The sequence below is a fragment of the Microbacterium sp. UCD-TDU genome, assembly GCF_000340625.1.
Classification (GTDB): domain Bacteria; phylum Actinomycetota; class Actinomycetes; order Actinomycetales; family Microbacteriaceae; genus Microbacterium; species Microbacterium maritypicum.
Genome location: NZ_KB454447.1, coordinates 161,376 through 186,626, shown reverse-complemented (window position 1 = coordinate 186,626; position 25,251 = coordinate 161,376). Strand labels below are relative to the sequence as shown.

Genomic DNA, 25,251 nt, shown 5'->3' with positions numbered 1-25,251 from the left:
TGCAAGTGTTTCTTTGCACGATCTGCGGATCAGTCGATCGCCGCCCGTGCGGCGACGAAGGCCGCGACGCAGCTCTCGATCTGCTCCGGCGTGTGCGCCGCCGAGAGCTGCACCCGGATCCGTGCCAGGTCGCGGGGCACGACGGGGAAGCTGAAGGCAGTCACGTAGACACCGCGCTCCTGCATCTCGCGAGCGATCCGCGCCGTCTTCGCGGCGTCGCCGAACATGACCGGGACGATCGGGTGCTCCCCCGGCAGCAGGTCGAACCCCTCGGCGGTCATGCGCTCGCGGAAGAGCGCGGCATTGCTGCGCAGACGCGCACGAAGATCGGCCGACCCCTGGACGAGGTCGAGCGCGGTCAGGGTGCCTGCCACGATCGCCGGGGCGAGCGTGTTCGAGAAGAGGTACGGACGGGATCGCTGGCGCAACAGAGCCACGATCTCCGCGTGCGAGGCGACGTAGCCACCGGATGCGCCGCCGAGCGCCTTACCGAATGTGCCGGTGTAGATGTCGACGCGGTCGGCGACTCCGCAGAGCTCCGGCGTCCCTCGGCCGTTCTCGCCCACGAAGCCGACGGCGTGGGAGTCGTCGACGAAGACGAGGGCGTCATAACGCTCTGCCAGGTCGCAGATCTCGGCGAGCGGTGCGATGTAGCCGTCCATCGAGAACACGCCGTCCGTCACCACCACACGGAAACGGGCGTCCGAGGCGGCCTGCAGCTGCGCTTCGAGATCGACCATGTCGCGGTTGCGGTAGCGGAGCCTGCGCGCTTTCGAGAGCCGGATGCCGTCGATGATCGACGCATGGTTGAGCTCGTCCGAGATGATCGCATCCTCGGCGGAGAAGAGCGTCTCGAACACGCCCCCGTTCGCGTCGAAGCACGACGAGTACAGGATGGCCTCGTCGGTGCCGAGGAAGTCGGCGAGCCGACGCTCGAGCTCGAGGTGCTGCTCCTGGGTACCGCAGATGAAGCGCACACTGGCCAGACCGTACCCCCATTCCTGCAGGGCTGTGGTCGCGGCGTCGAGGATGCGCGGGTCGTCGGCGAGGCCGAGGTAGTTGTTGGCGCAGAAGTTCAGCACCTCCGTGCCGTCTGCGGTGATCGAGGCGTTCTGCGGTCCGCGGATGCCGCGCTCGTGCTTGGTGAGCCCGGCCTCCTCGATCCCCGCCAGCTCTCCGGCCACATGCTTCTGAAAAGTCCCGTACATCACAGCTCCGTCCAGTCGAGGATGATCTTGCCCGTTCCCGCAGACTCGGCCGCAGCGAAGCCGCGCTCCCAGTCGCGAGCGGGGACGACCTCGGCGATCACCCGGCCGATGGCGTCCCGCAGGGTCGCGCTGGTCTGCAGCATCGCCCCCATCGCGTTCCATGTCTCGAACATCTCGCGTCCGTAGATGCCCTTGATCGTGAGCATGTGGGTGACGAGCTTGCCCCAATCGACTCCGAACCCCGCGCTGGGCAGACCCAGCATCGCGATGCGGCCGCCGTGGTTCATGTTGTCGATCATGGCCGGGAGAGCCGAGGGCGCACCGCTCATCTCGAATCCGATGTCGAACCCCTCCCGCATTCCGAGCGCCTGCTGCGCATCGCGGATGTCGCGGACCGAGACGTCGACCACCTCGTCGGCGCCCATCCGGCGGGCCATCTCCAGGCGGGGTGCGCTGACGTCGGTCGCCGTGATGAACCGTGCACCCGCGTGCCGGGCCACCGCGATCGCCATCAGCCCGATGGGTCCACAGCCGGTGACGAGCACGTCCTCACCGACGAGCGGATACGTGAGGGCGGTGTGGACGGCGTTGCCGAGGGGATCGAAGATCGCACCGAGTTCGGGCGTCACCTCGGAGTGGTGCACCCACACATTCGTCGCGGGAAGAGCGAGGTACTCCGCGAAGGCGCCGTCGCGCTGCAGACCGAGGCCGATCGTGCGGATGCACATCTGGCGGCGACCCGCCCGGCAGTTGCGACACGTGCCGCACACGATGTGTCCTTCGCCGGACACCCGGTCGCCGAGGGCGATGTCGCGCACACCGGGGCCGACCTCGACGACCTCCCCGTAGAACTCGTGGCCGGGGATGAGCGGAGCGGCGATCGCGGACGCCGCCCAGTCATCCCAGCGGAGGATGTGCAGATCGGTGCCGCAGATCCCCGTGCGCAACACCCGGATGACGACGTCGTCGGTGCCGGCTGTCGGATCAGGACGCTCGACGAGCTCGAGTCCGGCGCCGGGTGCGCCTTTGTACAGTGCCTTCATGTGTTCGATCCCATCGCATCAGACGATGTAGAGCAATCGGCATCGTCTGCATCATCGATGTAGCCGCACCTACACTGAGAACGTGGAACTCCATCAGCTGCAGATCCTGCGAGAGCTCGGCGCTCTCGGGAGCGTGACGGCGGTGGCCGATGCGCTCCGAGTCACCCCGTCCGCCGTCTCGCAACAGCTCGCCGCCCTGCAGAGAGGCGTTCCGACCCCGCTGACCCGCAGGCTCGGACGCACGCTCGCGCTCACGCCAGCCGGCGAGGTGCTGGCAACGGCGGGTGCCGAGGCCATCGACGCGATGGCCGCAGCGCGGCACGCCCTCGACGACTTCGAAGGTGCGGCCACGGGGGTCGTGAGCGTCAGCGGATTCCACAGCGTCGGACAGGCCCTGTTCGGCCCTTTGGTGAGGGAGCTGTCGTCCTCCGAGAACGCGCCGACGGTGCAGCTCACCGACGAGGACGTCGCCCAGAGCGAGTTCCCCGCACTCACCGCACGCTACGACCTCGTGCTCGCGCATCGCATGGAGCATTCCGAGCCCTGGCCCGATCAGGGCGTGCGCAGTCTCACGCTGATCCGCGAGCCGCTCGACGTCGCCGTCTCGACGGCCCATCGCCTCGCCGATCGCGCGAACCTCACACCGGCCGACGTCGCGGGCGAGAGGTGGGTCACCAGTCGCATCGGATACTCCCCCGATGACGTGCTCCGTGCCGTGTCAGCGGTTGCTCGTCACCCCGTCGACATCCAGCACCGCATCAACGACTACGGCGCGGTCTCCGCGGTCGTGGCCGCCGGCGGGGTGATCGGGATGCTGCCCCGATTCACGTCGCGCAGCGTCGACGACCGCGACATCGTGCGCATCCCGCTCGAGGGAGTGAGCACCCATCGGATGATCGACCTGCTCGCCCGTCCCGAGACTCTGCGTCGCCGATCGGTCCGCGTGGTCGTCGAAGCCCTCCGCGGGGTGATGACGCGCCTGAGCGAGGACGGATCCTGAGCGCGCCAAGTCACGGTGGATAGGCTCGTGGGCATGACCGACGCCACGAATCCGCTGATGCAGCCGTCGACGCTCCCCTACGGGCTCCCCGACTACGGCGCGATCCGGCCCGAGCACTATCTCCCCGCGTTCCAGGCGGGTTTCCAGGAGCAGCTTCGCGAGATCGCACGCATCACGATGGTGCGCTCGATGCCGACATTCGAGAACACGATCGAAGCACTGGAGCGATCAGGCGAACTGCTCGACCGCGTCGCGCACACCTTCTACACGGTGAGCTCGGCCGATGCGACGCCCGACATCCAGGAGATCGATGAGCAGCTCGCACCGCTCATGGCGGCCCACCAGGACGCGATCATGCTCGACGGTCAGCTCTACTGGCGGGTGCAGCGGGTGTACGAGCAGCGCGATGCCCTGGACCTCGACCCCGAGCAGCGCTACCTCGTGGAGCGCCATCACCGCGAGATGACGCACGCGGGCGCCAGTCTCGACGACGAGGACAAGGCGCAGCTGACGGCTCTGAACCAGAAGCTGTCGACGCTGACCAACACCTTCGAGCGCAACCTGCTGAACGACACCAACGCTCTCGCCGTGGTGTTCGATGCCCCCGATGAACTCGACGGGCTGAGCGCGGGTGAGCTGTCCGCTGCCGCGCGCGCGGCGGCGGATCGGGGGCTCGACGGCAAGTACCTCATCACGCTGCCGCTGTTCAGCGGGCATCCCGCACTGGCGCAGCTGCGCGTGAGGGAGTCGCGGCGGCGCATCATGGCGGCCTCGCTCATGCGGGCCTCTCGGGACAACGCCAACGACAACCGACCGGTACTGCGGGAGATCGTGCGGTTGCGCGCCGAACGCGCGAAGCTGCTCGGCTACGACTCGCACGCGGCCTATGTCACCGCCGATGAGACCGCAGGCACGCCGGATGCCGTCGAGAGGATGCTCCGCCGCCTCGCCGCCCCGTCCGCGCGCAACGCCCGCGCTGAGCGTGCCGCACTCCAGGCGATCGTCGACGAGACCGAGGCAGCGCCCTTCCCGATCGAGGCGCATGACTGGGCCTTCTACACGGAACGCGTGCGCACAGCCAGATACGACATCGACTCCAGTGCGCTGCGCCCCTGGTTCGAGGCAGAGCGCGTCCTGCAGGACGGAGTCTTCTTCGCGGCGAACCGGCTCTACGGGGTGACCTTCTCCGAGCGCGAAGACCTCGCCGCGTACCACCCCGGCGCCCGCGTCTTCGAGGTGCGCGACGCCGACGGAACCGCAGTCGGTCTCTACGTGCTCGACCTGTACACCCGCGACTCGAAGCGCGGCGGCGCCTGGATGAACGCCATCGTGAGCCAGTCCCGACTGCGCGGCACGGCACCCGTCGTCGTCAACAACCTGAACGTGCCCCTCCCCGGAGACGGCGAGCCGACGCTGCTGACCCTCGACGAGGTGACCACGCTGTTCCATGAGTTCGGGCATGCGCTGCACGGACTCTTCGCGACCGTGACCTACCCGCACTTCGCCGGGACGAACGTGTTCCGTGACTTCGTCGAGTTCCCGAGCCAGGTGAATGAGATGTGGATCCTGTGGCCCGAGGTGCTCGACAACTATGCCCGGCACCACGAGACCGGCGCACCGCTCGACCCCGCGATCGTGGAGCGCCTGCGAACGACCGAGACGTTCGACCAGGGGCATGCCACCAGCGAGTACCTGGCGGCGGCATGGCTGGACCAGGCATGGCATCGGCTGGGCACAGAGGCACACGTCGACGACGTCGCCGCCTTCGAGGCTGCAGCGCTGACCGACATCGGACTCGACGATCCGGCCGTCCCGACCCGATACTCGTCCACCTACTTCGCCCATGTGTTCTCGGGCGGCTACAGCGCCGGCTACTACTCGTACATCTGGAGCGAGGTGCTCGACGCCGACACGGTCGAGTGGTTCCGCGAGAACGGCGGTCTGACGCGAGGCAACGGCGACCGATTCCGCCAGCGCCTGCTCGGAGTGGGCGGCTCGAAGGATCCGCTCGAGGCCTACCGCGACTTCCGCGGCCGCGATGCCGACATCGAACCGCTCCTGAAGCGCCGTGGACTGGGCTCGTGAGTCGTGAGACCCTGAGCGCATGAGTGCATTCCCCGACGCCCCCTTCGGTCCTGCCGACCGGCTCGACCTCGACGCCGTCCCCCTCGCTGTCATCCGACACAAAGGCATCCGCATCGCCGACCTCCCGGCCGCGTTCGACGCGAGCTACTCGGCGATCGCACTGACGTTCGCAGGCGACGTGCTGATCCCGACCGGCCCTGCGCTGGCGATCTACCACGGTGATCCGATGGGCGTGTTCGACCTCGAGATCGGCTACCCCGTGCAGTCGCCGCCCGAGCATCCCATCCCGACCGCCAGCGGGAGTGTGATCGTCGCCTCGACCCTGCCCGAAGGCCCAGCGGTCGCGACGACCCTGTTGGGTTCCTACGAAGAGCTCGGCGCCGCGTGGGCAGGGCTGGTCGAGCGCGCAGGCGCAGAAGGCCTCCGCCCGGGAGGCGTCTGGATCGAGGTCTACGTCTCCGACCCGAGCACCGCGCCGGCGGAGCTGCGCACCGATCTGCTGATGCGGACCGCCTGACCCGCTACGAGGCAGCGCCGACTACTGCGGCGGAGCGGTGTGACGATCCCCGCCCAATGCCGCGGCACCGGTCATCGTCCGAGCCAGTCCATCGCCTTGTACCAGGTGAGCTGGTGGTAGCTCTGCGCGAGGCGGTCACCGAGCCCGTCGAGCGACAGCACGTGCACGGCGATCGACTCGCCGTCGTCGAGTGACTGCTCCGCGATGCGCCGGCATCCTCGCGCGAGGAAGTGGTGCACGCGGTTGGTGTGGTTGCCGAAGTTGGCCCACGTCGCACCGAGCCCGATGAGGTCGTCGGACTCGAAGCCCGTCTCCTCGAGGAGTTCCCGGGCGGCCGCGTCCTCCGGCGACTCCCCGGGCTCCACTCCCCCGCCGATCGTGCCGATGGCCACGATGGCGGCGCCATGACGGTATTCCTCGACGACGATCGCGTCGTCGTTCCCGTCGAGGGCCAGTACCGAGATCCAGTCGCCGTACTCCAGCACGTAGTACGGCGCTATCGACCGGCCGCTGGTGTCTTCGCAGTCGTCCGCGCGCAGACGGATCCACCGGTCTTCGACGACCGTCCTGCGGGCGATCGTCGTCCAGGCGGCCGGCTCAGCACTCACGCGCTCTTGCGCTTGCGCTCCATCACGATGGTGGGCGGTGCGCCTTCGTCGACGGCCGCGCGCGTGACGATGACCTTGGCGACATCTTCCGCCGACGGGATCTCGAACATGATCGGTCCCAGCACGTCTTCCAGGATCGCGCGGAGTCCGCGGGCACCGGTCTTGCGCTCGACGGCGAGGTCGGCGATCGATCGCAGTGCATCCTCTTCGAACTCGAGCTGCACGCCGTCGATCTCGAACATGCGCTGGTACTGCTTCACGAGAGCGTTGCGCGGGCCGGTGAGGATGTCGATGAGCGCGGACTGGTCGAGAGGCGACACCGAGGTGACGACCGGAAGACGCCCGATGAACTCGGGGATGAGTCCGAACTTGTGCAGGTCTTCGGGGAGAACCTCGCTGAAGAGATCGAGGTCTTTGCCCTTGTCGTGCAGCGGGGCGCCGAAGCCTATGCCGTGCTTGCCGACACGCGCCGACACGATGTCTTCCAGGCCCGCGAAGGCTCCGGCGACGATGAACAGCACATTCGAGGTGTCGATCTGCAGGAACTCCTGGTGCGGGTGCTTGCGGCCGCCCTGCGGCGGAACCGAGGCGACCGTGCCCTCGATGATTTTGAGGAGAGCCTGCTGCACGCCCTCGCCCGAGACGTCGCGGGTGATCGAGGGGTTCTCGGCCTTGCGGGCGATTTTGTCTACCTCGTCGATGTAGATGATGCCCTGCTCCGCGCGCTTGACGTCGTAGTCCGCGGCCTGGATGAGCTTGAGGAGGATGTTCTCGACGTCTTCGCCGACGTAGCCGGCCTCGGTCAGCGCGGTGGCATCGGCCACGGCGAACGGGACGTTGAGGCGCTTCGCGAGTGTCTGTGCGAGGTAGGTCTTGCCGCATCCGGTCGGGCCGATGAGCAGGATGTTGCTCTTGGCGATCTCGACCTCTTCCGCCTTCTGCTCGGCGGTCTGCAGGGTGCCGTGCGCACGCACGCGCTTGTAGTGGTTGTAGACGGCGACGGCGAGGGCACGCTTCGCAGGCTCCTGGCCGACGACATACTCCTCGAGGAAGGCGAAGATCTCACGCGGCTTGGGGAGCTCGAACTCGGCGACCCCGTCGGCGGACGACTCGGCCATGCGCTCTTCGATGATCTCGTTGCACAGCTCGACGCACTCGTCGCAGATGTACACGCCGGGGCCCGCGATGAGCTGCTGGACCTGCTTCTGACTCTTTCCGCAGAAAGAGCATTTGAACAGGTCAGCGCTTTCACCGATGCGTGCCATGCGCGTCCTCCTAGGGGGGATCAGAGATCGTCCTTCGAGCCTAACCGCTGCATACGACACCGGGCCGCATTGGCGCGTAGTGCTTTGCGCATACCGGCGAGCTCTGATCTGCGGCGAGTCGGATCCGGATTCACTGCGCGGGCAGGCACCCTCCGTCCATGATGTATCCGCCCGCCTCGACGCGGACCGCGTCCTGACGCACCTCGCCGAACACGCACCCGCCCTCGGGCGCGCCGGCGCCGAACTCCACGGCAGCCTCGTCACCGCGGACCACGGCGTCCGGGAGGCCGATCTCCTGCAACGCCTGCTCGACGGCCCGGATCGAGATCTCGCCTTCCGTCCGCAGTGCTTCCAGACGCACACGCAGGTCGGTCACCGGCTGCACCGCTCCTGCCGCAGCCTCGTCCGAGAGCTCCATGCGATCCCGATATCGATCGTTCTGCGCCATGGCGTGATCCGGATCGTACGGCGCGCATTCCGGGGGAAGCACCGCACCGTCGTTCTGGGGGCACGCCACGGTGGGCGTGGGCGGGGCCGGACTCCCCGCACCGCCCGTCTCGGCCGGCACCACGGCGCATCCCCCGAGCAAGAGTGTCCCGGCGAGCAGGAGCGACAAGACCGCGGAGGAATTCCGACGTGGCGTGATCGTCATGCCGTCATGAAACCACAGAGATGCTCCCGCAACGCCCTTTCGCGAGAGAGGGCCCTGCGGCGCGACGCGCGGCAGGGCCCTCCGTCGTTCGGATAGTCGTCAGACCATGCTCTTGGTGTGCCAGACGGTCTTGATCTCCGTGAACGCGCCGATCCGCTCCGGAGAGGCGACGACCTCACCCGGAGTCAGCACGCGCTTGAGCGTCTCGGCCGCAGCGATCTGCATGTCGACCCAGTCGAGAGCTCCCGCTCCCGCCAGGTCGAGCGCGTTCACGTCCTGGTGCGAGGCCAACCACGGGGCGATCTCCGCCGGCGAGCCCGTCAGCACGTTGACGACGCCACCGGGGACGTCGCTGGTGGCCAACACCTCGGCGAGGCTGATGGCCGAGAGCGGGTGCTGCTCGCTCGCGACGACGACCACCGTGTTCCCGGCAACCAGAGCCGGAGCCACGACCGACACCAGACCGAGCAGGGCCGAGTCCTGGGGTGCCACGATCGCGACGACCCCGGTGGGCTCCGGAACGGAGATGTTGAAGTACGGACCCGAGACGGGGTTCGCGTTGCCCGCCACCTGGGCGTACTTGTCGCACCATCCGGCGTACCAGACCCAGAGATCGATGGCTTCGTCGACCTGCGAGGCCGCGGCCGCCGCCGAGACGCCCTCCTGCGCCGAGATCTCCTCGACGAACTGCGCACGACGGCCTTCGAGCACCTCCGCGACGCGGTACAGGACCTGTCCGCGGTTGTAGGCGGTCGCACCGGACCAGCCCTTGACCGCAGCGCGAGCGGCCACGACGGCGTCGCGAGCGTCCTTGCGGGAACCCTTCGCCGCATTCGCGAGGAAGGCACCCTTGGGGGTGAGCACCTCGTACGTGCGGCCGGACTCGCTCCGCGGGAAGGCCCCGCCGATCGCCAGCTTGTACGTCTTGGGCACGGTCAGTCGCTTGCTCATGCTGCGGCTCCCTTGAGGTAGGCGGTGAGACCCTGGCGGCCGCCCTCGCGGCCGAACCCGGACTCCTTGTAGCCGCCGAACGGGCTCGACGGGTCGAAGCGGTTGAAGGTGTTGGCCCAGATGACACCGGCACGCAGGCGGTCGGCCACCGCGAGGATGCGCGATCCCTTGTCGGACCAGATGCCTGCGGACAGGCCGTAAGGCGTGTTGTTCGCCTTCGCGATGGCCTCGGCGGGCGTGCGGAAGGTGAGCACCGAGAGCACGGGGCCGAAGACCTCATCACGGGCGATGCGATGCGACGCCTCGACACCGGTGAAGATCGTCGGGGCGAACCAGAAGCCCTGCTCCGGGATCGCACAGTCCGCGCTCCAGCGCTCTGCGCCCTCGGCTTCCCCGATGTCGCTGAGCTCACGGATGCGCGCCAGCTGGGCTGCGGAGTTGATCGCACCGATGTCGGTGTTCTTGTCGAGCGGGTCGCCGAGGCGCAGCGTCGACAGGCGCGTCTTGAGCCGGTCGACGACCTCATCGTGGATCGACTCCTGCACCAGCAGGCGGCTTCCCGCGCAGCACACGTGACCCTGGTTGAAGAAGATCCCGTTCACGATGCCTTCGATGGCCTGATCGATGGGGGCGTCGTCGAACACGATGTTCGCGGCCTTGCCGCCGAGCTCCAGCGTCAGCTTCTTGTGGGTGCCTGCCACGGCCCGCGCGATGTCGCGCCCGACACCGGTCGAACCGGTGAAGGCCACCTTGTCCACATCCGGGTGGCGGACGAGAGTGGAGCCGGTGGCACCGGCACCCGTCACGATGTTCACGACACCGGCCGGAAGGTCGGCCTGCTGAAGGATCTCCGCGAAGATCAGCGCCGTGAGCGGCGTGGTCTCCGCAGGCTTGAGCACGACCGTGTTGCCGGCGGCGAGTGCAGGCGCGATCTTCCAGGCGAGCATCAACAGCGGGAAGTTCCACGGGATGATCTGCCCGGCGACGCCGAGAGCGCGGGGGTTCGCGCCGAGTCCGGCGTGATCGAGCTTGTCCGCCCAGCCCGCGTAGTAGAAGAACCACGAGGCGACCAGCGGCACGTCGACGTCGCGACTCTCCTTGATCGGCTTGCCGTTGTCGAGGCTCTCGGCGACGGCGAGCTCGCGGGCGCGCTCCTGCACGAGGCGCGCGATGCGGAAGAGGTACTTGCCGCGATCGCGGCCGCTCATCTTCGACCAGGTCTTCTCGTAGGCGCGACGAGCGGCGGCGACCGCGCGGTCGACATCCTCGTCACTGGCCGAGGCGATCTCGGCGATGTGCTTCTCCGTCGCCGGCGAGATGGTGTGGAACGGGGTGCCCGAGCCGTCGACGAACTCGCCGTCGATGAACAGACCGTAGCTGTCCTTGAGGTTCAGGATCGCGGTGGACTCCGGTGCGGGAGCGTATTCCAGAAATGACATGTTCGTCTTCCCGTCAGTCGATCGTGACGTAGTCGGGGCCCGAGTAGTGGCCGGAGCTGAGCTTCTGACGCTGCAGGAGCACATCGTTGAGGAGGCTGGATGCGCCGAAGCGGAAGAGGTGCGGCTGGAGCCACTCCTCACCCACGGTCTCGGCGACGGTCACGAGATACTTCACCGCGTCCTTCGAGGAACGGATGCCACCGGCCGGCTTGACGCCGATCTTCTCTCCGGTGCCACGGTGCCAGTCGCGCACGGTCTCCAGCATCAGCAGGGTGGTCGGGAGCGTCGCGGCGGGCTGGACCTTGCCGGTCGAGGTCTTGATGAAGTCGCCTCCGGCCAGGATGCCGAGCCACGAGGCGCGCTTGATGTTGTCGTAGGTGTTCAGCTCACCGGTCTCCAGGATCACCTTGAGCGAGGCGTAGGAGCCGTCTTCGCGACGGCACGCTTCCTTGACCTGGGCGATCTGGTCGAACACGAGACCGTAGCGGCCCGACAGGAACGCCCCACGGTCGATGACCATGTCGATCTCGTCGGCTCCTGCGGCGACCGCCTCAGCGGTGTCGGCAAGCTTGATCGCGAGCGAGGAGCGCCCGCTCGGGAATGCCGTGGCCACCGCCGCGACGGAGATCAGACCATCGTCGGGGTCGCCGTGCAGGCTCCCCAGCGCCGTGACCGCGTCGGCGACCATGTCGCCGTAGACGCAGACGGCGGCAACCCGCGGGGTCGACGCATCGGCGGCATCCGGGTTCTTCGCCTTGGCGACCAGGGAGCGCACCTTGCCGGGGGTGTCCGCACCCTCGAGCGTCGTCAGGTCGATCAGCTTGATGATCGTGTCGAGCGCCCACGCCTTCGAGGTGGTCTTGATCGAGCGGGTGCCGAGCCCGGCAGCGCGCTGCTCCAGACCGACGGCGTCCACTCCGGGAAGTCCGTGCAGGAAACGCCGCAGCGTGGCGTCGTCGGGCTCTCCGCCCAGAACGTCCACCGCCGTCCTGCGGTTGAGTTCTTTGGTCGTCACTGTTCCTCCAACAATGCTCGTGCTGTGGTCTCATCGGTCACCAGAACGCCGCACAGGCCGCTGGTCACGACAGTGCGCGCGATGTCGTGCTTGGCGGGTCCCGCCGTGACGAAGATCGCACGGGTGGCTCCGCGCAGGCGGTCGAGCGAGACGCCGACCGTTCGTGCATCGAGCTGCGAGTCGACGATGTTGCCCTCGGCGTCGACATAGCGCCCGAGAACGTCTCCGACCGCGCCACGACGCGCGAGCTCTTCCACGTCCTCGGCGCTGAGGTATCCGTTCTCGACGTGAGCGGAAGAGGCATCGCAGGGTCCGGCGGTGAACAGGAACGCCTGCGCCTCCGCGGCTTCTTCGAGCACTGCGGCGACCGTGCGGTCGGACTCGATCGCCTGCTTCGTCTCCACGCGCTCGAGGATCGCAGGGCTCGGAAGCAGGGAGACCTGTCCCGAGGCGCGCTGCGCGATCGTGACAGCGAGGCCGGCAGCTCCGCCGGAGCGCCGGTTCAGGCTCACTCCCCCGTTGAGCTGCACGACGGTCACGCCGTTCGCCCACCCGTCGGGGAGCGCTTCGGCGACTGCGCGGAGCGTGCGTCCCCAGCTCACCCCGAGAGTGCGGGGCACCGGCCGGAGGGCGGTCAGGAAGTCTGCGGCGGCCTGGGCGACGCGCTCGAGTGTGCCGTCATCGCCGTCGGGTGCCGGCACGACGACGGCATCCGTCAGTCCGAACCCGTCGACCAGAAGCCGCTCGAGGCCGAGCCTGCGAGCACGCGGGTGCACGATCTCGATGCGCACGATGCCACGTTCGCGGGCCTGCGTGAGCAGCCGACCGACCTTCCATCGCGAGATCTTGAGGAGTCCGCCGATCTCGTCCTGGGTCTTGTCCTCGTCGTAGTACAGCTCGGCGACGCGAACCATGAGCAGATCTTCTTCCACGGCTTCCTCCTTCCTCCTCCAGAGTAGGCCTTTGACAGCGTTCGCGCACCATCTTGCTCATATGCGCAATCTCGGCGAGGGTGAGTGCACATCCGCCGGGACGACGAAAGGGCGCCCGTCGTGATGACGGACGCCCTTCGAGTCGATCGGGATCAGACGCGCTTGCGCGTCGTGAGCACCTGGTCGACGATGCCGTACTCCAGCGCCTGCGACGCGGAGAGGATGTTGTCGCGGTCGATGTCGCGGTTCACCTGCTCCGGGGTGCGCTTGGTGTGCCCGGCGAGGGTCTCCTCGAGCCACGTGCGCATGCGGAGGATCTCCGCGGCCTGGATCTCGATGTCGGAGGCCTGGCCGTGCCCGGCCTCCCCCATCGCGGGCTGGTGGATGAGCACCCGGGCGTTCGGGAGCGCGAGGCGCTTGCCCGGCGCACCGGCCGCGAGCAGCACGGCCGCAGCAGAAGCCGCCTGGCCGAGCACCACGGTCTGGATCTGCGGCGCGACGTACTGCATCGTGTCGTAGATCGCCGTCATCGCGGTGAACGAGCCACCGGGCGAGTTGATGTACATCGTGATATCACGCTCGGCATCCTGGCTCTCCAGGACGAGGAGCTGGGCCATCACGTCGTCGGCCGAGGCGTCGTCGACCTGCACGCCGAGGAAGATCACGCGGTCTTCGAACAGCTTGTTGTACGGGTCCTGACGCTTGAAGCCGTAGGCCGTGCGCTCCTCGAACTGCGGGAGCACGTAGCGGCTGGAGGGCAGGTCACCGGCTGAGCGGAAGGTGGGTGTGTACATGAGCGTCCTTTCGCTTTCCGTTACTCGGTGTCCTGGTCGGTTCCGCCGCCGCCGATGACGTCGGAGGCCGATTCGCGGATGTGGTCGACGAAGCCGTACTCGAGCGCTTCCTCGGCCGTGAACCAGCGGTCGCGGTCACCGTCGGCGTTGATCTGCTCGACGGACTTCCCGGTCTGGGCCGCCGTGATCTCGGCGAGGCGGTTCTTCATCGACATGATGAGCTGCGCCTGGGTCTGGATGTCGCTCGACGTTCCGCCGAACCCACCGTGCGGCTGGTGCAGCAGCACTCGCGCGTTGGGCGTGATGTACCGCTTGCCCTTGGTGCCGGCGGTGAGCAGCAGCTGGCCCATCGAGGCGGCCATACCGATGCCGACCGTGACGATGTCGTTCGGCACGAACTGCATCGTGTCGTAGATCGCCATGCCGGCGGTGATGGAGCCACCGGGCGAGTTCACGTAGAGGTAGATGTCTCGCTCGGAGTCCTCTGCGGCGAGAAGAAGGATCTTCGCGCAGATCTCGTTCGCGTTCTCGTCGCGCACCTCCGACCCCAGCCAGATGATGCGGTCCTTCAGCAACCTGTCGAAGACGCTCGTTGCGAGGAGGGGTTCTGCAGCCATGTCAGCTCCTGATTCCGTGTTTCAGTGATTCGAATCTACCGGCGTCAACGCAGCACCCAGGCCGTGTTCGCCGTCGGCATATCAGGTGTCGGCGTCCGCGATCTCGTGGGCATATGCCGTCATCGACCGGTGGTAGCGCGGCAGATGCGGGACCAGGGCGAGCAGAGCCACCGAGAGACCCTGCGCCGGCCGTCCCGCGCTCGCGAGGATGAGGGCGTGGACGCACGCGATGGCGTCGCGATACGGACCGTCAGCCGCCAGCTCCTCCTCGGCGCGGATCACGGCGAGGGCGTCGTCGTACTCGCCGAGGTTGCGCAGAGAGCTGGCCATCTGGATCACGCACTGCGGGCGATGCTCCTCGTCCAAGCCCAGCGCCAGGGCGCGCCGATACAGCACGACGGCCTCCGCCGGTCTCCCCGCGGAGTCCCGCGCACCACCGCGCTCGAACTCCGCACGCGCGTCATCCGGTCCGCGTTCGGCGGCGAGGGCGTCGATGCGGGCGATCGTGTCGTCGCCGACCTCTTCGCCTGTCGCGTCATCCCACACCTCGTCGATGCGCTCATCCCAGGTCTTCATCACCGTCCGCTCCCTGTATCGAAAAGAGGGCGGATGCCGCAGCATCCGCCCTCTTCACTGGATCGTGTCCGATCACTCGGCCTTGTCGACCGCCTTCTTGGCCGGAGCCTTCTTGGCGGCGGGCTTCTTGGCAGCCGGCTTCTCAGCCTCGTCAGCCGCGTCGGCCTTCTTGGCCGGAGCCTTCTTAGCAGCAGGCTTCTTAGCAGGAGCCTTCTTGGCCGGCTTCTCCTCGACCTCGGCGGACTCGGCCTCAGCGGCCTCGTCGTCGGTGACGATGAAGTCGGACAGATCGACGGGCTTGCCGTTGCTGTCGACGACCTTCACCTTGCCCAGTGCGATCGCGAGGGCCTTGTTGCGGGCGACCTCACCGACGAGCGCCGGCAGCTGGTTCGAGGACTGCAGCGCCTCGACGAACTCCTGAGGAGCCATGCCGTACTGCGCAGCCGACTGGATGAGGTACTGGCTGAGCTCTTCCTGCGACACCTGCACATCGGCCTGCTCGGCGATCGTGTCGAGGAGAACCTGGGTGCGGAACTGCTTCTCGCTGGCCTCGGTGACCTCGGCGCGGTGCACCTCGTCCTCGAGACGGCCCTCGCCCTCGAGGTGGTTGTGTACCTCGTCTTCGATGAGCTGCGGCGGGACCGGGATCTCGATCTGCTCGAGCAGCACCTCGACGAGCTTGTCGCGCGCGGCGGAGCCCTGCGTGAAGACGCCCTGCTGAGCGACGCGCTCGGCGAGGCTCTCGCGGAGCTCGGCGATCGTGTCGAACTCGCTGGCGATCTGCGCGAAGTCGTCGTCGGCCTCGGGGAGCTCGCGCTCCTTGACCGCCTTGACCGTCACGGAGACCTCGGCCTCGGAACCGGCGTGGTCGCCGCCGACCAGAGCCGAGCGGAACGTGGTGTCCTCACCGGCGGTGAGCGACTCGATCGCGTCGTCGATGCCCTCGAGCAGCTCGCCGGAGCCGACCTCGTAGGAGACGCCCTCGGCGCGGTCGATCTCGGCACCGTCGATCGTGGCGACGAGGTCGAGCTCGACGAAGTCACCCTTCGCGGCGGGACGGTCGACCGGGACGAGCGTGCCGAAGCGGGCACGCATGTTGTCGAGCTCTGCGTCGAGCGCGGCGTCATCGGCCTCGACGGCGTCGACCGTCACCGTGATGCCGTCGTAGGAGGGCAGCTCGATCTCGGGACGGACGTCCACCTCGATGTCGACGAGCAGGTCGCCCGAGAAGTCCTTCTCGTTCGGCCACTGCGTGATGTCGGCGGCCGGGCGGCCGACGACGCGCAGCTTGTGCTCGACCGTCGCGTCGCGGAAGAACTTGTCCAGGCCCTCGTTGACGGCGTGCTCGATGACGGCGCCACGACCGATGCGCTGGTCGATGATCGGAGCCGGGACCTTGCCCTTGCGGAAGCCGGGGATCTGCACGTCCTGAGCGATGTGCTCGTACGCGTGAGCGATGCTGGGCTTGAGGTCGTCCGGGGTGACCGTGATGGTGAGCTTGACCCGGGTCGGGGTCAGCTTCTCGACGGTGCTGTTCGCCATGCTGGTGTGTTCTCCTTGTGATTTCCGCTTCGAATCGCGGCTGTAAGGTCCGTGGGGGCCGTGTCGGGGCGACAGGAGTTGAACCTGCGACCTCCCGCTCCCAAAGCGGGCGCTCTACCAAACTGAGCTACGCCCCGGGGAATCCGCACGCGGATTCAGCCCCACCGAGTCTAACGGACAGGAGCATGCGTCAGAGTCCGGTATAGTCGATGAGTCGGTACCGAACCTTTCCGAAGGTGCGGATCCGGGGCTGTAGCTTAGTGGTAAAGCCTCTGTCTTCCAAACAGATGATGCGAGTTCGATTCTCGTCAGCCCCTCCACTCCAGAAGGCCCCCACCATGGGTGGGGGCCTTCTCGCATTCCTGTCTCTCCCGTCGAATACGCTGACAGCACCGCTGCACGCAGTCTCCGACGGAAGGCACCATCGAATGGGTCAGACGCTTCGCGACGGCGGGCACCAGCTGCCCGTCCAGTTCTCCGCGGCATCCTCCGCCCCTGCGCCGACGCCGCCACGCCGAAGCACGCGCACCGGACTCCTCCTCGGCCTGCTCGGTGGAGCCGCCGTGATCGCGGCGCTGGCCATCACTCAGGTGACCTCGAATCTCGGATACGACAGCGCCGCGTCGCAGTACGAGAGCGCCGCCGAGAAGACGTCGAGCGCGAAGGCGCAGGTGCGCGACGACATCGCCGAGCTGCGTGCGGCAACCGATGCGGCCGGACGGGTCATCTCGGGAGGGAACCAGCCGATCGCCGTGCCCGACGATGTACATGCCGGGCTCGCCTCGGCGGTCGAAGACGGCACTGCCGCGGCCTCGGACGCGGATGGCATCGTCGCGACGGACATCCCTGCCGTTGACCCCAAGCCCGGTTGGTTCTGGGAGCTGTTCGGCGCCACATCGGAACTGGAGGAGCGACTCCGCGACGTCGATGCCCTCGCCGACGAGCTCGTGGACGCCTCGACCGATATCGAAGACGCACGGGCGACGGTGACCGAGAGTGGTGTGGCTGTGATCACCACCGCGGGCGGGGCCGCGCCTGGGTTCGAAGGCGCTCATCTCTCGGCACGCGCCGAGACCGTGATCGCCCTGCGCGACGCGGCCGCGGAGGCGACGGCCGCGACGGCGGTGGATGAAGATGCGGCCACGGCCTACCTCGCCCTGCAGGACGCGGCTGCGCAGGTCATCGCGACCGAGAACGAAGAGCTGGCGGAGAAGGCCGGGCCGCTTCTGGACACCCGGCTCGAGATCGAGGCGTTCGCGCGGTCCCTCGCCCCCGGCGTGCTTCTCGACTTCGACTGGGCGCCGGTCGTCAGCGGCGCCGGCTACAACGGCAGCATGGGCGGCTACACGACGTGGTGGTGGGGCGAGAAGGGTCGGGCGACCATCGCACTCTCGAACTCGGTCGCCGAGCAGTGGCCGGCCGTCCGGAGCAAGGCGCTCGTCGCACACGAGGTCGGGCATGCGATCAGCGTCAAGTGTCAGAGCATGTATGACTCCTCCACGCAGGACAGCATCGAGAAGTGGGCGACCGCCTGGGCCATCAGCATGGGCTACACCGACGATGCCAACGGGGTCTGGGCATACGGATACCCTCCGCAGAACTACATCGACGCAGCGGCGGGCTGCCGCTGAGCACGGTCTCCGGATACGGAAGAAGCCGCCGCGATCACTCGCGGCGGCTTCTTCCATGTCAGACCGAGGTCACTGTCCCCGGCGCTCGCGCAACTGCGTGAGGGCATCGTCGAGGAGCTGGACGGCTTCCTCGTCGGTACGACGCTCCTTCACGTAGGCGAGGTGAGTCTTGTACGGCTCCGCCTTGGCGAGTGCAGGAGGATTCTCCTTGTCGCGACCGGCGGGGAGACCGGACTGCGGGTGATCGATCGTCTCCGGGATCTCTTCTTCCGGGAGACCGGCGGCGAAGTACCGCACGGTCTCGTTGCCGAGGCCGTCCCAGTACGAGACCGCGATGCGGTCGGCGTGATAGCCGTGGTCCTGCTCGCCCATGGGGCCGGAGCCCACGCGGGTGCCGCGGATCGCGTTTCCACCGGTTGCCATCAGATGACCTCGAATTTCGTGATGAGGCCCAGCGCGACGATGGAGACGAACCATGTCAGGGCCAGGACGACGGTGAAGCGGTTCAGGTTCCGCTCCGCAAGTCCGGAAGAGCCGACCGCAGAGGTCATGCCTCCACCGAACATGTCGGACAGGCCACCGCCGCGACCTTTGTGCAAGAGGATGAGGAGGGTCAGCAGAACGCTGGTGATACCCAGCACGACCTGCAGGACGAACTCGAGAATTGCCACGAGAAAGAGCCTTTCGATGGGGCCGGAGCGCCCCCGTAACGGTCAAGTATACGGTGCAGCGGGGCCGAAGCCCCGCTGCACTCACACGCCGACGTGCTTCTCGAAGCGGATGATCGCGGCGAACTCGTCCACGACGAGGCTCGCCCCGCCGACCAGAGCGCCGTCCACATCGGGCTCCCGCATGAAGCTGGCGATGTTGCCCGACTTCACCGAACCGCCGTAGAGGATGCGCGTGCGCGCGGCCGCTTCGTCGCCCAGAACCTTCGCGACGACGGCGCGCAGTGCGGCGCAGACATCCTGCGCCTGCTGCGGGGTCGCCGCCTGGCCGGAGCCGATTGCCCACACGGGCTCGTAGGCCACGACGATGTCCGCCTTCGGCGAGACACCCTCAAGCGCTGCCTCGAGCTGCGACACCGGAACCGCACTGGCGCCGAACTTCTCGAGGTCGCCGGCGGTCTCACCGACGCAGATCACGGGCACGAGGCCGTGCTTGAGCGACGCCTTCACCTTGGCGGCCACGATGTCGTCGCCTTCGGAGTGGTACTCACGACGCTCGGAGTGTCCGATGATGACGTACTTCGCGTCGAGCTTCGCCAGGAACGCCCCGGAGACCTCGCCGGTGTACGCACCGGAGTCGTGCGCCGACACATCCTGCGCACCGAGCGCGAACGGGATCTTGTCCGCATCGATGAGCGTCTGCACGCTGCGGATGTCGGTGAAGGGCGGGAAGACCGCCACCTCGACGGACCCGTCCTCGTGCTTCGCATCCTTCAACGTCCAGTGCAGCTTCTGCACGAACGCGACCGCCTGAAGGTGGTCGAGATTCATCTTCCAGTTTCCCGCGATCAGCGGGGTACGGGAGTTCACGCCCATCCGAGGACCTCCAGCCCAGGTAGTTTCTTGCCCTCGAGGAATTCGAGGCTCGCGCCGCCGCCGGTCGAGATGTGACCGAACTGGTCGTCGGAGAATCCGAGCTGACGCACGGCCGCCGCGGAGTCACCGCCGCCCACCACGCTGAGGCCGTCGACCTCGGTGAGCGCCTGCGCCACGGTCTTGGTGCCGGCCGCGAACGCGGGGAACTCGAACACGCCCATCGGGCCGTTCCAGAACACCGTCTTCGACTCGCGGATGACCTCCGCGAAACGCGCCGCCGTCGCAGGGCCGATGTCCAGTCCGATGCCGGAGGCACCGAACGGCGTCGACTCGATCGCGTCGGCTGCGGCGACTTCGTGCGCGGCGTCCGCGCCGAAGGATGCGGCGACCACGACATCGGTGGGAAGAACGAGCTCCACGCCACGTTCGGCGGCCTCCGCGATGTAGCCGCGAACCGTCTCGAGCTGGTCCTCTTCCAGCAGGCTCGACGCCACGGCGTGGCCCTGTGCCTTCAGGAAGGTGAACAACATGCCGCCGCCGACGAGGATCCTGTCCACCCGCGGAAGCAGATGCGAGATGACGCCCAGCTTGTCGCTGACCTTCGATCCGCCGAGGACGACCGCGTACGGGCGCTCCGGGTTCTCGGTCAGACGATCGAGCACGTCGAGCTCGGCCGCGATCAGCAGGCCTGCCGCCGACGGGAGCAGCTCGGCGAGCTCGTAGACGCTCGCCTGCTTGCGGTGAACGACCCCGAACCCGTCGGAGACGAGCACGTCCCCGAGCGTGGCCAGCTCCGCGGCGAACGCAGCGCGGGTGGCGTCGTCCTTCGACGTCTCCCCCGCGTTGAACCGCAGGTTCTCGATGACGACGACCCCGCCGTCCTCGAGAGAGGCGACGGCCTCCTGCGCCGACTCGCCGACGGTGTCGCGTGCGAAGGCGACAGGGGCGCCGAGCAGCTCCGACAGCCGCTGGGCCACCGGCTCCAGGCTGTACTGAGGATCGGGCGCGCCATCCGGGCGGCCGAGGTGTGAGCACACGACCACGCGGGCACCCGCGTTGATCAGTGCATTGAGGGTCGGCAACGAGGCGCGGACACGGCCATCGTCCGTGATGATCCCATCCCGCAGGGGGACGTTGAGATCACAACGGACGATGACGCGCTTGCCCTCGAGCGACCCCAGTGTGTCCAGGGTGCGCAGAGTCATGTGTCTGAGCTTAGAGGCGCTCGGCCACGTACTCGGTCAGGTCGACGAGACGGTTGGAGTAGCCCCACTCGTTGTCATACCAGCTGGAGACCTTGATCAGGTTGCCGCTGACGTTGGTGAGCGTCGAGTCGAAGATCGACGAGTGCGGGTTGTGCACGATGTCGCTCGAGACGATCGGGTCCTCGTTGTACTGGAGGAAACCGGCGAGGCGACCCTCTGCAGCAGCCTTCTTGTACGCCTCGTTGACCTCGTCGACCGTCAGGTTCTCGCGGTCCGTGATGAGGGTGAGGTCGACGATCGAGCCGGTGGGAACCGGGACGCGGTACGAGGAGCCGCTCAGCTTGCCCTGGAGCTCCGGCAGCACCTCGCCGATGGCCTTGGCGGCACCGGTGGAGGCGGGAGTGATGTTGATCGCGGCGGCGCGTGCACGGCGGAGGTCGCTGTGCGGGCCGTCCTGCAGGTTCTGGTCGGCAGTGTACGCGTGCGCGGTCATCATGAAGCCGCGGTCGATACCGAAGGCGTCGTTGAAGACCTGTGCCAGCGGTGCGAGGCAGTTCGTGGTGCAGGACGCGTTGGAGATGATGTGATCCGTCTCCGGGTTGTACGTGTCCTCGTTCACGCCCATGACGAACGTGCCGTCGACGCCGGTGCCCGGTGCCGAGATGAGGACCTTCTTCGCGCCGGCCTCGATGTGCTTCTTGGCGAGCTCGGCCTTGGTGAAGAAGCCGGTCGACTCGATCACGATGTCGACACCCAGCTCGCCCCACGGGAGGCCTGCGGGGTCGCGCTCGGCGAACGCCTTGATCGTCTTGCCGTTGACGGTGATGCTGTCCTCGTCGTAGCTGATCTCGGCGTCGAGGACGCCGCCCACCGAGTCGTACTTCAGCAGGTGCGCCAGGGTCTTGTTGTCGGTGAGGTCGTTGACGGCGACGATCTCAAGGTCCGCTCCCTGCGCGAGAGCCGCGCGGAAGTAGTTGCGTCCGATGCGGCCGAAGCCGTTGATACCGATCTTGACAGACACTCAGGTCTCCCTGTTTCTCGTGCGCTGCACGCAGCTTTCCAGCAAGCATGAAGCGCGGGGTTTTTTGGCTGAGAGGGCGTCCCGACGAGCCGTGGCCCGTCGGGACGCGACCCGATTACGACAGTACCAGCAGGCCGTTCGTCTGCTTACGGGCGACCTCGAGGCGCTGGGCGACGTTCTCCCAGTTCGCGATGTTCCACGCGGCCTTGACGTAGTCGGCCTTGACGTTGAGGTAGTCGAGGTAGAAGGCGTGCTCCCACATGTCGAGCTGGAACAGCGGGATCGTGCCCTGCGCGGTGTTCGACTGCTGGTCGAACAGCTGCTGGATGATCAGGCGCGAGCCGATCGAGTCCCAGCTGAGCACCGCCCAGCCGGAGCCCTGGATGCCGGTCGCTGCAGCCGTGAAGTGGGCCTGGAACTTCTCGAACGAGCCGAAGTACTCATCGATCGCCGCCTTCAGCTCACCCTCGGGCTGGCCTCCGCCGTTCGGCGAGAGGTTCGTCCAGAAGATCGAGTGGTTGACGTGACCGCCGAGGTTGAAGGCGAGGTCCTTCTCGAGCTTGTTGACGTTCGCGAGGTTGCCGCTCTCGCGGGCCTCGGCGAGCTGGTCGAGCGCGGTGTTCGCGCCGGCGACGTAGGCCGCGTGGTGCTTGTCATGGTGCAGCTCCATGATCTTGCCGCTGATGTGCGGCTCGAGAGCTGCGAAGTCGTAGGGAAGGTCGGGGAGCGTGTAGGTCGCCATATCGCTTTCATCCAATCCGCGCCGCGCCGCGGCGCTTGCCGATCCTCCGCGCCGCCGATGTGCGGCGTAGAGCGGACGTGATTCATCCTACTGACGACAACACGGCTGCGCCCCCGATCCTTCCGTCGTATGACGGTTCGGACACGTCGACGCCGGATCAGGCGTTCAGGCCCAGATGCGGGATACCGAGAGCGAACGGACTGAGCGCGAGCCTGCGACGTTCGACGTACAGCAGGGAGTCCTGTCGGAGTGCCGGCGGATTCGGTGCTCCAGTGGCCCCGATCTGCTCCAAGAGGGTGCGCGCGGCGGTCGACGCGTTCTCGGGGGTGGCGGGGAACGAGATCCGTTCTGCGTGCGCTTTTCCGCCCAGCGGCATCACATGGATTTTTCCCGTCCCCGCCTTGAACGCGATGGTCAGCGAGGTCGTGCGACGCGCCGCCCGGCGTTCGGCCTTCGCGAGGGCCTCGTGCGCCGGATCGGCGTACCAGACGTGCAGCTGCGCCTCGGAACGACCGTCTCCCAGCGCGGCCGTCGCCTCGCACAGCGTGACGACCGTGCGGCTCAGGACCGGAGCCAGAGCCTCGAAGTCGTTCACGATGCGCTCCCCCGGCAGGGTGGTCCCGTTGGGGAGGAGAGCGACGTCATCAGCGCGCCACAGGTAGGGAAGAGCCGAATCGGGCAGCGACTCGAAGTCGCGATACTCCTCGTCGGCGGCGGCATCCGCGCGCGCGACGAGGATCTGCGCGCCGCTGTTCGAGGGACGGACCGAGATCTGCCGCGCACCGTCGTACCAGCGGACGAAAGGTCCCTCGGTGATCGTGAGAGCGACGCCGAGCACCGTGATCGCATCGCGGATGGTCTCCGCGAACGGCGTCTCGACCGTCGCCTCACCGAATTCTGCATCGCGCCAGCCGAACACACTCATGCAGGGATCCTCTCAGACGTCGAGTCCGACGGGCACCGCGGCTTCCGTTCCGGGGATGCCCTCCTGCTGCGCGCGCTTGTCGGCCATGGCGAGCAGGCGGCGGATGCGGCCGGCGACGGCGTCCTTCGTCAGGGGCGGATCGGCGTGGTGGCCGAGCTCGTCGAGGCTGGCATCACGGTGGGCGAGGCGGAGCTCGCCTGCCACCTTCAGGTGATCGGGCACCTCGTCGGCCAGGATCTCGAGTGCACGCTCGACGCGCGCGCACGCGGCGACGGCGGCCTGCGCGGAACGGCGCAGGTTCGCGTCGTCGAAGTTCACGAGACGGTTGACCCCAGCTCGCACCTCACGGCGCTGACGGAGTTCTTCCCACGCGATGGCGGTCTTCTGCGCGCCCATCTCGTTCAGGATGGTGCGGATGGCCTCGCCCTCGCGCACGACCACGCGGGGCATGCCGCGCACCTCGCGCGCCTTGGCGGCCACGCCGAGTCGGTGCGCCGCACCGACGAGGGCCATCGCCGCCTCTGACGACGGGCAGACGACTTCCAGCATGGCGGAGCGACCGGGCTCGCTCAGGGAGCCTGCGGCGAGGAAGGCACCGCGCCAGAGCCCGGCGACCTCGGCACGAGAGCCGGTGGTGAGTCGGTTGGGCAGCCCGCGAACCGGGCGCCGACGCTGGTCGAGCAGCCCTGTCTGACGGGCGAGGGTCTCCCCCTGCGCGATCACACGCACCGCCCAGCGGGCGCCGTCGTTCGCAGTGCTCGACTGCACCTGAGCGATCTCGGGTCGCACACCGTAGATCTCGGCGAGGTCACGCGCGACGCGGCGCGCGAGAGTCTCGGCATCCACCTCGGCCTCCACGGCCACACGACCGGCGATCGAATGCAGACCGCCGGCGAACCGGAGGATGGCGGTCACTTCCGCGACTCGCACCGTCGGGGGTGCATTGCGGATGCTGACCAGCTCGGCCTTGACGTCGGTGGTTAGTGCCACGACACTCCTTCACGTTCACGCGCCGGATCGCGACGCAAACGTCCAGCTTACTCGGCCGGGCGGCCCACTACTCTCGGCCGAGGTCCCGGTGACGGACGTTCACGGCGACGCCGGGGATCGCGGCCAGACGACGGCCCAGCTCCTCCGACATCGCCACGGAGCGGTGCTTTCCCCCCGTGCAGCCGATCGCGATCGTCGAGTGGCTCTTGTTCTCGCGCTGATATCCCTCGAGCACCGGCGCCAAGGCCGCGGAGTACGCATCCAGGAATTCCATCGCACCGTCGCGGGAGAGCACGTAGTCCCGGACTTCCTCGTCCTGGCCCGTCAAGCCTCGAAGCTCCTCGTTCCAGAACGGGTTCGGCAGGAATCGCATGTCGGCGACGATGTCGACGTCGGTCGGCAGCCCGTACTTGAACCCGAAGCTCAGCAGGGTGACGCGATGGCGCGCCTGGCCCTCCTCCGAGAAGATGTCGGAGACCTGGGTCGCGAGCTGGTGGATGTTGAGGGTCGACGTGTCGATGACGAGGTCGGCTGCTTCGCGTATCGGCGCGAGCCGGGCACGCTCGATGCGGATGCCGTCCAGCAGGGTGCCTTCGCCCTGCAGCGGGTGCGGTCTGCGCACGGACTCGAATCGACGCACCAGCACGTCGTCGGACGCGTCGAGGAAGAGCACCCGCACGGAACCCCGTGAACGCAGCGCACGCGCCACCCCGGGGAAGTCGTCGAAGAGATTGCGGCCGCGCACATCGACCACGGCCGCGACCTTCGGAAGAGCGGTGCCACCCATGTCGGTCAGATCCAGCAGCGGACGCAGGATCTGCGGGGGCAGGTTGTCGACCACGTACCAGCCGAGATCCTCGAGTGCGTTCGCCACCGTCGTCCGACCCGCGCCGGACATTCCCGTGACGATGAGGAACTCGCCCTTTTCCCCGTCAGCCATTGCTCAGTG

26 protein-coding genes and 2 tRNA genes are annotated in these 25,251 nt (G+C 67.7%); 5 read left to right on the top strand and 23 right to left on the bottom strand.

The window, feature by feature from the left end; genetic code table 11:
* Nucleotides 1-29: 29 nt before the first annotated feature.
* A complete protein-coding gene (locus tag D514_RS31245) occupies nucleotides 30-1,208 on the bottom strand; it encodes a glycine C-acetyltransferase (RefSeq protein ID WP_017830308.1) in 1,179 nt (392 codons plus the stop codon).
* Nucleotides 1,208-2,251 carry an L-threonine 3-dehydrogenase gene (gene tdh, locus D514_RS31240; protein ID WP_017830307.1) on the bottom strand — a complete coding sequence of 348 codons (1,044 nt, stop codon included), beginning with the start codon at nucleotides 2,249-2,251 and terminating at the stop codon, nucleotides 1,208-1,210. The genes D514_RS31245 and tdh overlap by 1 nt, the downstream gene beginning before the upstream one ends.
* Nucleotides 2,252-2,333: 82 nt before the next feature.
* On the opposite strand from tdh, the gene D514_RS31235 reads away from it, so the two are divergent.
* The 3 genes from D514_RS31235 to D514_RS38155 are packed head-to-tail and all read left to right on the top strand — an operon-like array spanning nucleotide 2,334 to nucleotide 5,853.
* Nucleotides 2,334-3,251, top strand: a complete 918-nt coding sequence (locus D514_RS31235) for a LysR family transcriptional regulator (protein ID WP_017830306.1) — start codon at nucleotides 2,334-2,336, stop codon at nucleotides 3,249-3,251.
* A gap of 33 nt (nucleotides 3,252-3,284) precedes the next feature.
* Nucleotides 3,285-5,336 (top strand): M3 family metallopeptidase, encoded by a 2,052-nt coding sequence (locus D514_RS31230; protein ID WP_031206028.1) that lies wholly within the window; start codon nucleotides 3,285-3,287, stop codon nucleotides 5,334-5,336.
* 19 nt (nucleotides 5,337-5,355) lie between these two features.
* Entirely contained in the window at nucleotides 5,356-5,853 is a 498-nt protein-coding gene (locus D514_RS38155; protein ID WP_017830304.1) for a GyrI-like domain-containing protein, read from the top strand.
* A 71-nt stretch (nucleotides 5,854-5,924) separates the two neighbouring features.
* Here D514_RS38155 and D514_RS31225 read toward each other — a convergent pair whose 3' ends face one another.
* From D514_RS31225 to D514_RS31170, 12 genes are all read right to left on the bottom strand, one after another.
* The gene (locus D514_RS31225) at nucleotides 5,925-6,461 is read right to left on the bottom strand and encodes an NUDIX hydrolase (RefSeq protein ID WP_017830303.1); all 537 of its coding nucleotides are present in this window, start codon (nucleotides 6,459-6,461) and stop codon (nucleotides 5,925-5,927) included.
* A complete protein-coding gene (gene clpX / locus D514_RS31220) occupies nucleotides 6,458-7,726 on the bottom strand; it encodes an ATP-dependent Clp protease ATP-binding subunit ClpX (RefSeq protein WP_017830302.1) in 1,269 nt (422 codons plus the stop codon). The genes D514_RS31225 and clpX overlap by 4 nt, the downstream gene beginning before the upstream one ends.
* 130 nt (nucleotides 7,727-7,856) lie before the next feature.
* Nucleotides 7,857-8,174, bottom strand: coding sequence for a hypothetical protein (locus tag D514_RS39005; protein ID WP_186004845.1), 318 nt, complete (start codon nucleotides 8,172-8,174; stop codon nucleotides 7,857-7,859).
* Nucleotides 8,175-8,477: 303 nt separating this feature from the next.
* Entirely contained in the window at nucleotides 8,478-9,329 is an 852-nt protein-coding gene (locus D514_RS31210; RefSeq protein ID WP_017830300.1) for an aldehyde dehydrogenase family protein, read from the bottom strand.
* Entirely contained in the window at nucleotides 9,326-10,768 is a 1,443-nt protein-coding gene (locus D514_RS31205; protein WP_017830299.1) for an aldehyde dehydrogenase family protein, read from the bottom strand. Before D514_RS31205 ends, D514_RS31210 begins: the two co-directional genes overlap by 4 nt.
* Nucleotides 10,769-10,781: 13 nt before the next feature.
* Nucleotides 10,782-11,783, bottom strand: coding sequence for a deoxyribose-phosphate aldolase (deoC, locus tag D514_RS31200; protein WP_017830298.1), 1,002 nt, complete (start codon nucleotides 11,781-11,783; stop codon nucleotides 10,782-10,784).
* Complete coding sequence (locus tag D514_RS31195) at nucleotides 11,780-12,715, bottom strand: sugar-binding transcriptional regulator (protein WP_017830297.1); 936 nt, start codon at nucleotides 12,713-12,715, stop codon at nucleotides 11,780-11,782. The genes deoC and D514_RS31195 overlap by 4 nt, the downstream gene beginning before the upstream one ends.
* Before the next feature lie 152 nt (nucleotides 12,716-12,867).
* Nucleotides 12,868-13,509, bottom strand: coding sequence for an ATP-dependent Clp protease proteolytic subunit (locus D514_RS31190; protein ID WP_017830296.1), 642 nt, complete (start codon nucleotides 13,507-13,509; stop codon nucleotides 12,868-12,870).
* Between the two features lie 20 nt (nucleotides 13,510-13,529).
* The gene (locus tag D514_RS31185) at nucleotides 13,530-14,126 is read right to left on the bottom strand and encodes an ATP-dependent Clp protease proteolytic subunit (RefSeq protein ID WP_017830295.1); all 597 of its coding nucleotides are present in this window, start codon (nucleotides 14,124-14,126) and stop codon (nucleotides 13,530-13,532) included.
* A gap of 81 nt (nucleotides 14,127-14,207) precedes the next feature.
* On the bottom strand, nucleotides 14,208-14,702 hold the full coding sequence (locus D514_RS31180) for a tetratricopeptide repeat protein (protein WP_017830294.1): 495 nt from the start codon (nucleotides 14,700-14,702) through the stop codon (nucleotides 14,208-14,210).
* Nucleotides 14,703-14,774: 72 nt separating this feature from the next.
* A complete protein-coding gene (tig, locus tag D514_RS31175) occupies nucleotides 14,775-16,244 on the bottom strand; it encodes a trigger factor (protein WP_017830293.1) in 1,470 nt (489 codons plus the stop codon).
* 63 nt (nucleotides 16,245-16,307) lie between these two features.
* A tRNA-Pro gene (locus D514_RS31170) sits at nucleotides 16,308-16,381 on the bottom strand.
* Between the two features lie 109 nt (nucleotides 16,382-16,490).
* Here D514_RS31170 and D514_RS31165 point away from each other — a divergent pair.
* Together D514_RS31165 and D514_RS31160 are read left to right on the top strand one after the other, a co-directional pair.
* Nucleotides 16,491-16,564 (top strand) — tRNA-Gly (locus tag D514_RS31165).
* 108 nt (nucleotides 16,565-16,672) lie between these two features.
* Complete coding sequence (locus D514_RS31160) at nucleotides 16,673-17,875, top strand: hypothetical protein (protein WP_017830292.1); 1,203 nt, start codon at nucleotides 16,673-16,675, stop codon at nucleotides 17,873-17,875.
* A 69-nt stretch (nucleotides 17,876-17,944) separates the two neighbouring features.
* Here D514_RS31160 and D514_RS31155 read toward each other — a convergent pair whose 3' ends face one another.
* The 9 genes from D514_RS31155 to rapZ form a co-directional block, all read right to left on the bottom strand.
* The gene (locus D514_RS31155; RefSeq protein ID WP_017830291.1) at nucleotides 17,945-18,298 is read right to left on the bottom strand and encodes an RNA polymerase-binding protein RbpA; all 354 of its coding nucleotides are present in this window, start codon (nucleotides 18,296-18,298) and stop codon (nucleotides 17,945-17,947) included.
* The gene (gene secG / locus D514_RS31150; RefSeq protein WP_017202783.1) at nucleotides 18,298-18,546 is read right to left on the bottom strand and encodes a preprotein translocase subunit SecG; all 249 of its coding nucleotides are present in this window, start codon (nucleotides 18,544-18,546) and stop codon (nucleotides 18,298-18,300) included. The genes D514_RS31155 and secG overlap by 1 nt, the downstream gene beginning before the upstream one ends.
* Before the next feature lie 81 nt (nucleotides 18,547-18,627).
* The gene (gene tpiA, locus D514_RS31145; protein ID WP_017830290.1) at nucleotides 18,628-19,419 is read right to left on the bottom strand and encodes a triose-phosphate isomerase; all 792 of its coding nucleotides are present in this window, start codon (nucleotides 19,417-19,419) and stop codon (nucleotides 18,628-18,630) included.
* On the bottom strand, nucleotides 19,410-20,624 hold the full coding sequence (gene pgk / locus D514_RS31140; RefSeq protein WP_017830289.1) for a phosphoglycerate kinase: 1,215 nt from the start codon (nucleotides 20,622-20,624) through the stop codon (nucleotides 19,410-19,412). The genes tpiA and pgk overlap by 10 nt, the downstream gene beginning before the upstream one ends.
* Before the next feature lie 10 nt (nucleotides 20,625-20,634).
* Nucleotides 20,635-21,645 carry a type I glyceraldehyde-3-phosphate dehydrogenase gene (gene gap, locus D514_RS31135; RefSeq protein ID WP_017830288.1) on the bottom strand — a complete coding sequence of 337 codons (1,011 nt, stop codon included), beginning with the start codon at nucleotides 21,643-21,645 and terminating at the stop codon, nucleotides 20,635-20,637.
* A 115-nt stretch (nucleotides 21,646-21,760) separates the two neighbouring features.
* On the bottom strand, nucleotides 21,761-22,387 hold the full coding sequence (locus D514_RS31130; protein ID WP_017830287.1) for a superoxide dismutase: 627 nt from the start codon (nucleotides 22,385-22,387) through the stop codon (nucleotides 21,761-21,763).
* Nucleotides 22,388-22,544: 157 nt separating this feature from the next.
* Entirely contained in the window at nucleotides 22,545-23,312 is a 768-nt protein-coding gene (locus tag D514_RS31125; protein ID WP_017830286.1) for a hypothetical protein, read from the bottom strand.
* 12 nt (nucleotides 23,313-23,324) lie between these two features.
* Complete coding sequence (gene whiA / locus D514_RS31120) at nucleotides 23,325-24,302, bottom strand: DNA-binding protein WhiA (protein WP_017830285.1); 978 nt, start codon at nucleotides 24,300-24,302, stop codon at nucleotides 23,325-23,327.
* A gap of 67 nt (nucleotides 24,303-24,369) precedes the next feature.
* Nucleotides 24,370-25,242, bottom strand: coding sequence for an RNase adapter RapZ (rapZ, locus tag D514_RS31115; RefSeq protein ID WP_017830284.1), 873 nt, complete (start codon nucleotides 25,240-25,242; stop codon nucleotides 24,370-24,372).
* Nucleotides 25,243-25,251 lie beyond the last annotated feature (9 nt).

What these genes read in the sequence shown, in the direction of transcription:
- D514_RS31245 (WP_017830308.1), bottom strand. Translation starts at nt 1,208, where the DNA reads ATGTACGGGACTTTTCAGAAGCATGTGGCCGGAGAGCTGGCGGGGATC.
- rapZ (WP_017830284.1), bottom strand. Translation starts at nt 25,242, where the DNA reads ATGGCTGACGGGGAAAAGGGCGAGTTCCTCATCGTCACGGGAATGTCC.
- D514_RS31155 (WP_017830291.1), bottom strand. Translation starts at nt 18,298, where the DNA reads ATGGCAACCGGTGGAAACGCGATCCGCGGCACCCGCGTGGGCTCCGGC.
- D514_RS31205 (WP_017830299.1), bottom strand. Translation starts at nt 10,768, where the DNA reads ATGTCATTTCTGGAATACGCTCCCGCACCGGAGTCCACCGCGATCCTG.
- clpX (WP_017830302.1), bottom strand. Translation starts at nt 7,726, where the DNA reads ATGGCACGCATCGGTGAAAGCGCTGACCTGTTCAAATGCTCTTTCTGC.
- tpiA (WP_017830290.1), bottom strand. Translation starts at nt 19,419, where the DNA reads ATGGGCGTGAACTCCCGTACCCCGCTGATCGCGGGAAACTGGAAGATG.
- D514_RS39005 (WP_186004845.1), bottom strand. Translation starts at nt 8,174, where the DNA reads ATGGCGCAGAACGATCGATATCGGGATCGCATGGAGCTCTCGGACGAG.
- D514_RS38155 (WP_017830304.1), top strand. Translation starts at nt 5,356, where the DNA reads ATGAGTGCATTCCCCGACGCCCCCTTCGGTCCTGCCGACCGGCTCGAC.
- tdh (WP_017830307.1), bottom strand. Translation starts at nt 2,251, where the DNA reads ATGAAGGCACTGTACAAAGGCGCACCCGGCGCCGGACTCGAGCTCGTC.
- D514_RS31125 (WP_017830286.1), bottom strand. Translation starts at nt 23,312, where the DNA reads ATGAGTGTGTTCGGCTGGCGCGATGCAGAATTCGGTGAGGCGACGGTC.
- D514_RS31130 (WP_017830287.1), bottom strand. Translation starts at nt 22,387, where the DNA reads ATGGCGACCTACACGCTCCCCGACCTTCCCTACGACTTCGCAGCTCTC.
- D514_RS31230 (WP_031206028.1), top strand. Translation starts at nt 3,285, where the DNA reads ATGACCGACGCCACGAATCCGCTGATGCAGCCGTCGACGCTCCCCTAC.
- D514_RS31190 (WP_017830296.1), bottom strand. Translation starts at nt 13,509, where the DNA reads ATGTACACACCCACCTTCCGCTCAGCCGGTGACCTGCCCTCCAGCCGC.
- pgk (WP_017830289.1), bottom strand. Translation starts at nt 20,624, where the DNA reads ATGACTCTGCGCACCCTGGACACACTGGGGTCGCTCGAGGGCAAGCGC.
- D514_RS31185 (WP_017830295.1), bottom strand. Translation starts at nt 14,126, where the DNA reads ATGGCTGCAGAACCCCTCCTCGCAACGAGCGTCTTCGACAGGTTGCTG.
- D514_RS31210 (WP_017830300.1), bottom strand. Translation starts at nt 9,329, where the DNA reads ATGAGCAAGCGACTGACCGTGCCCAAGACGTACAAGCTGGCGATCGGC.
- D514_RS31160 (WP_017830292.1), top strand. Translation starts at nt 16,673, where the DNA reads ATGGGTCAGACGCTTCGCGACGGCGGGCACCAGCTGCCCGTCCAGTTC.
- tig (WP_017830293.1), bottom strand. Translation starts at nt 16,244, where the DNA reads ATGGCGAACAGCACCGTCGAGAAGCTGACCCCGACCCGGGTCAAGCTC.
- D514_RS31180 (WP_017830294.1), bottom strand. Translation starts at nt 14,702, where the DNA reads ATGAAGACCTGGGATGAGCGCATCGACGAGGTGTGGGATGACGCGACA.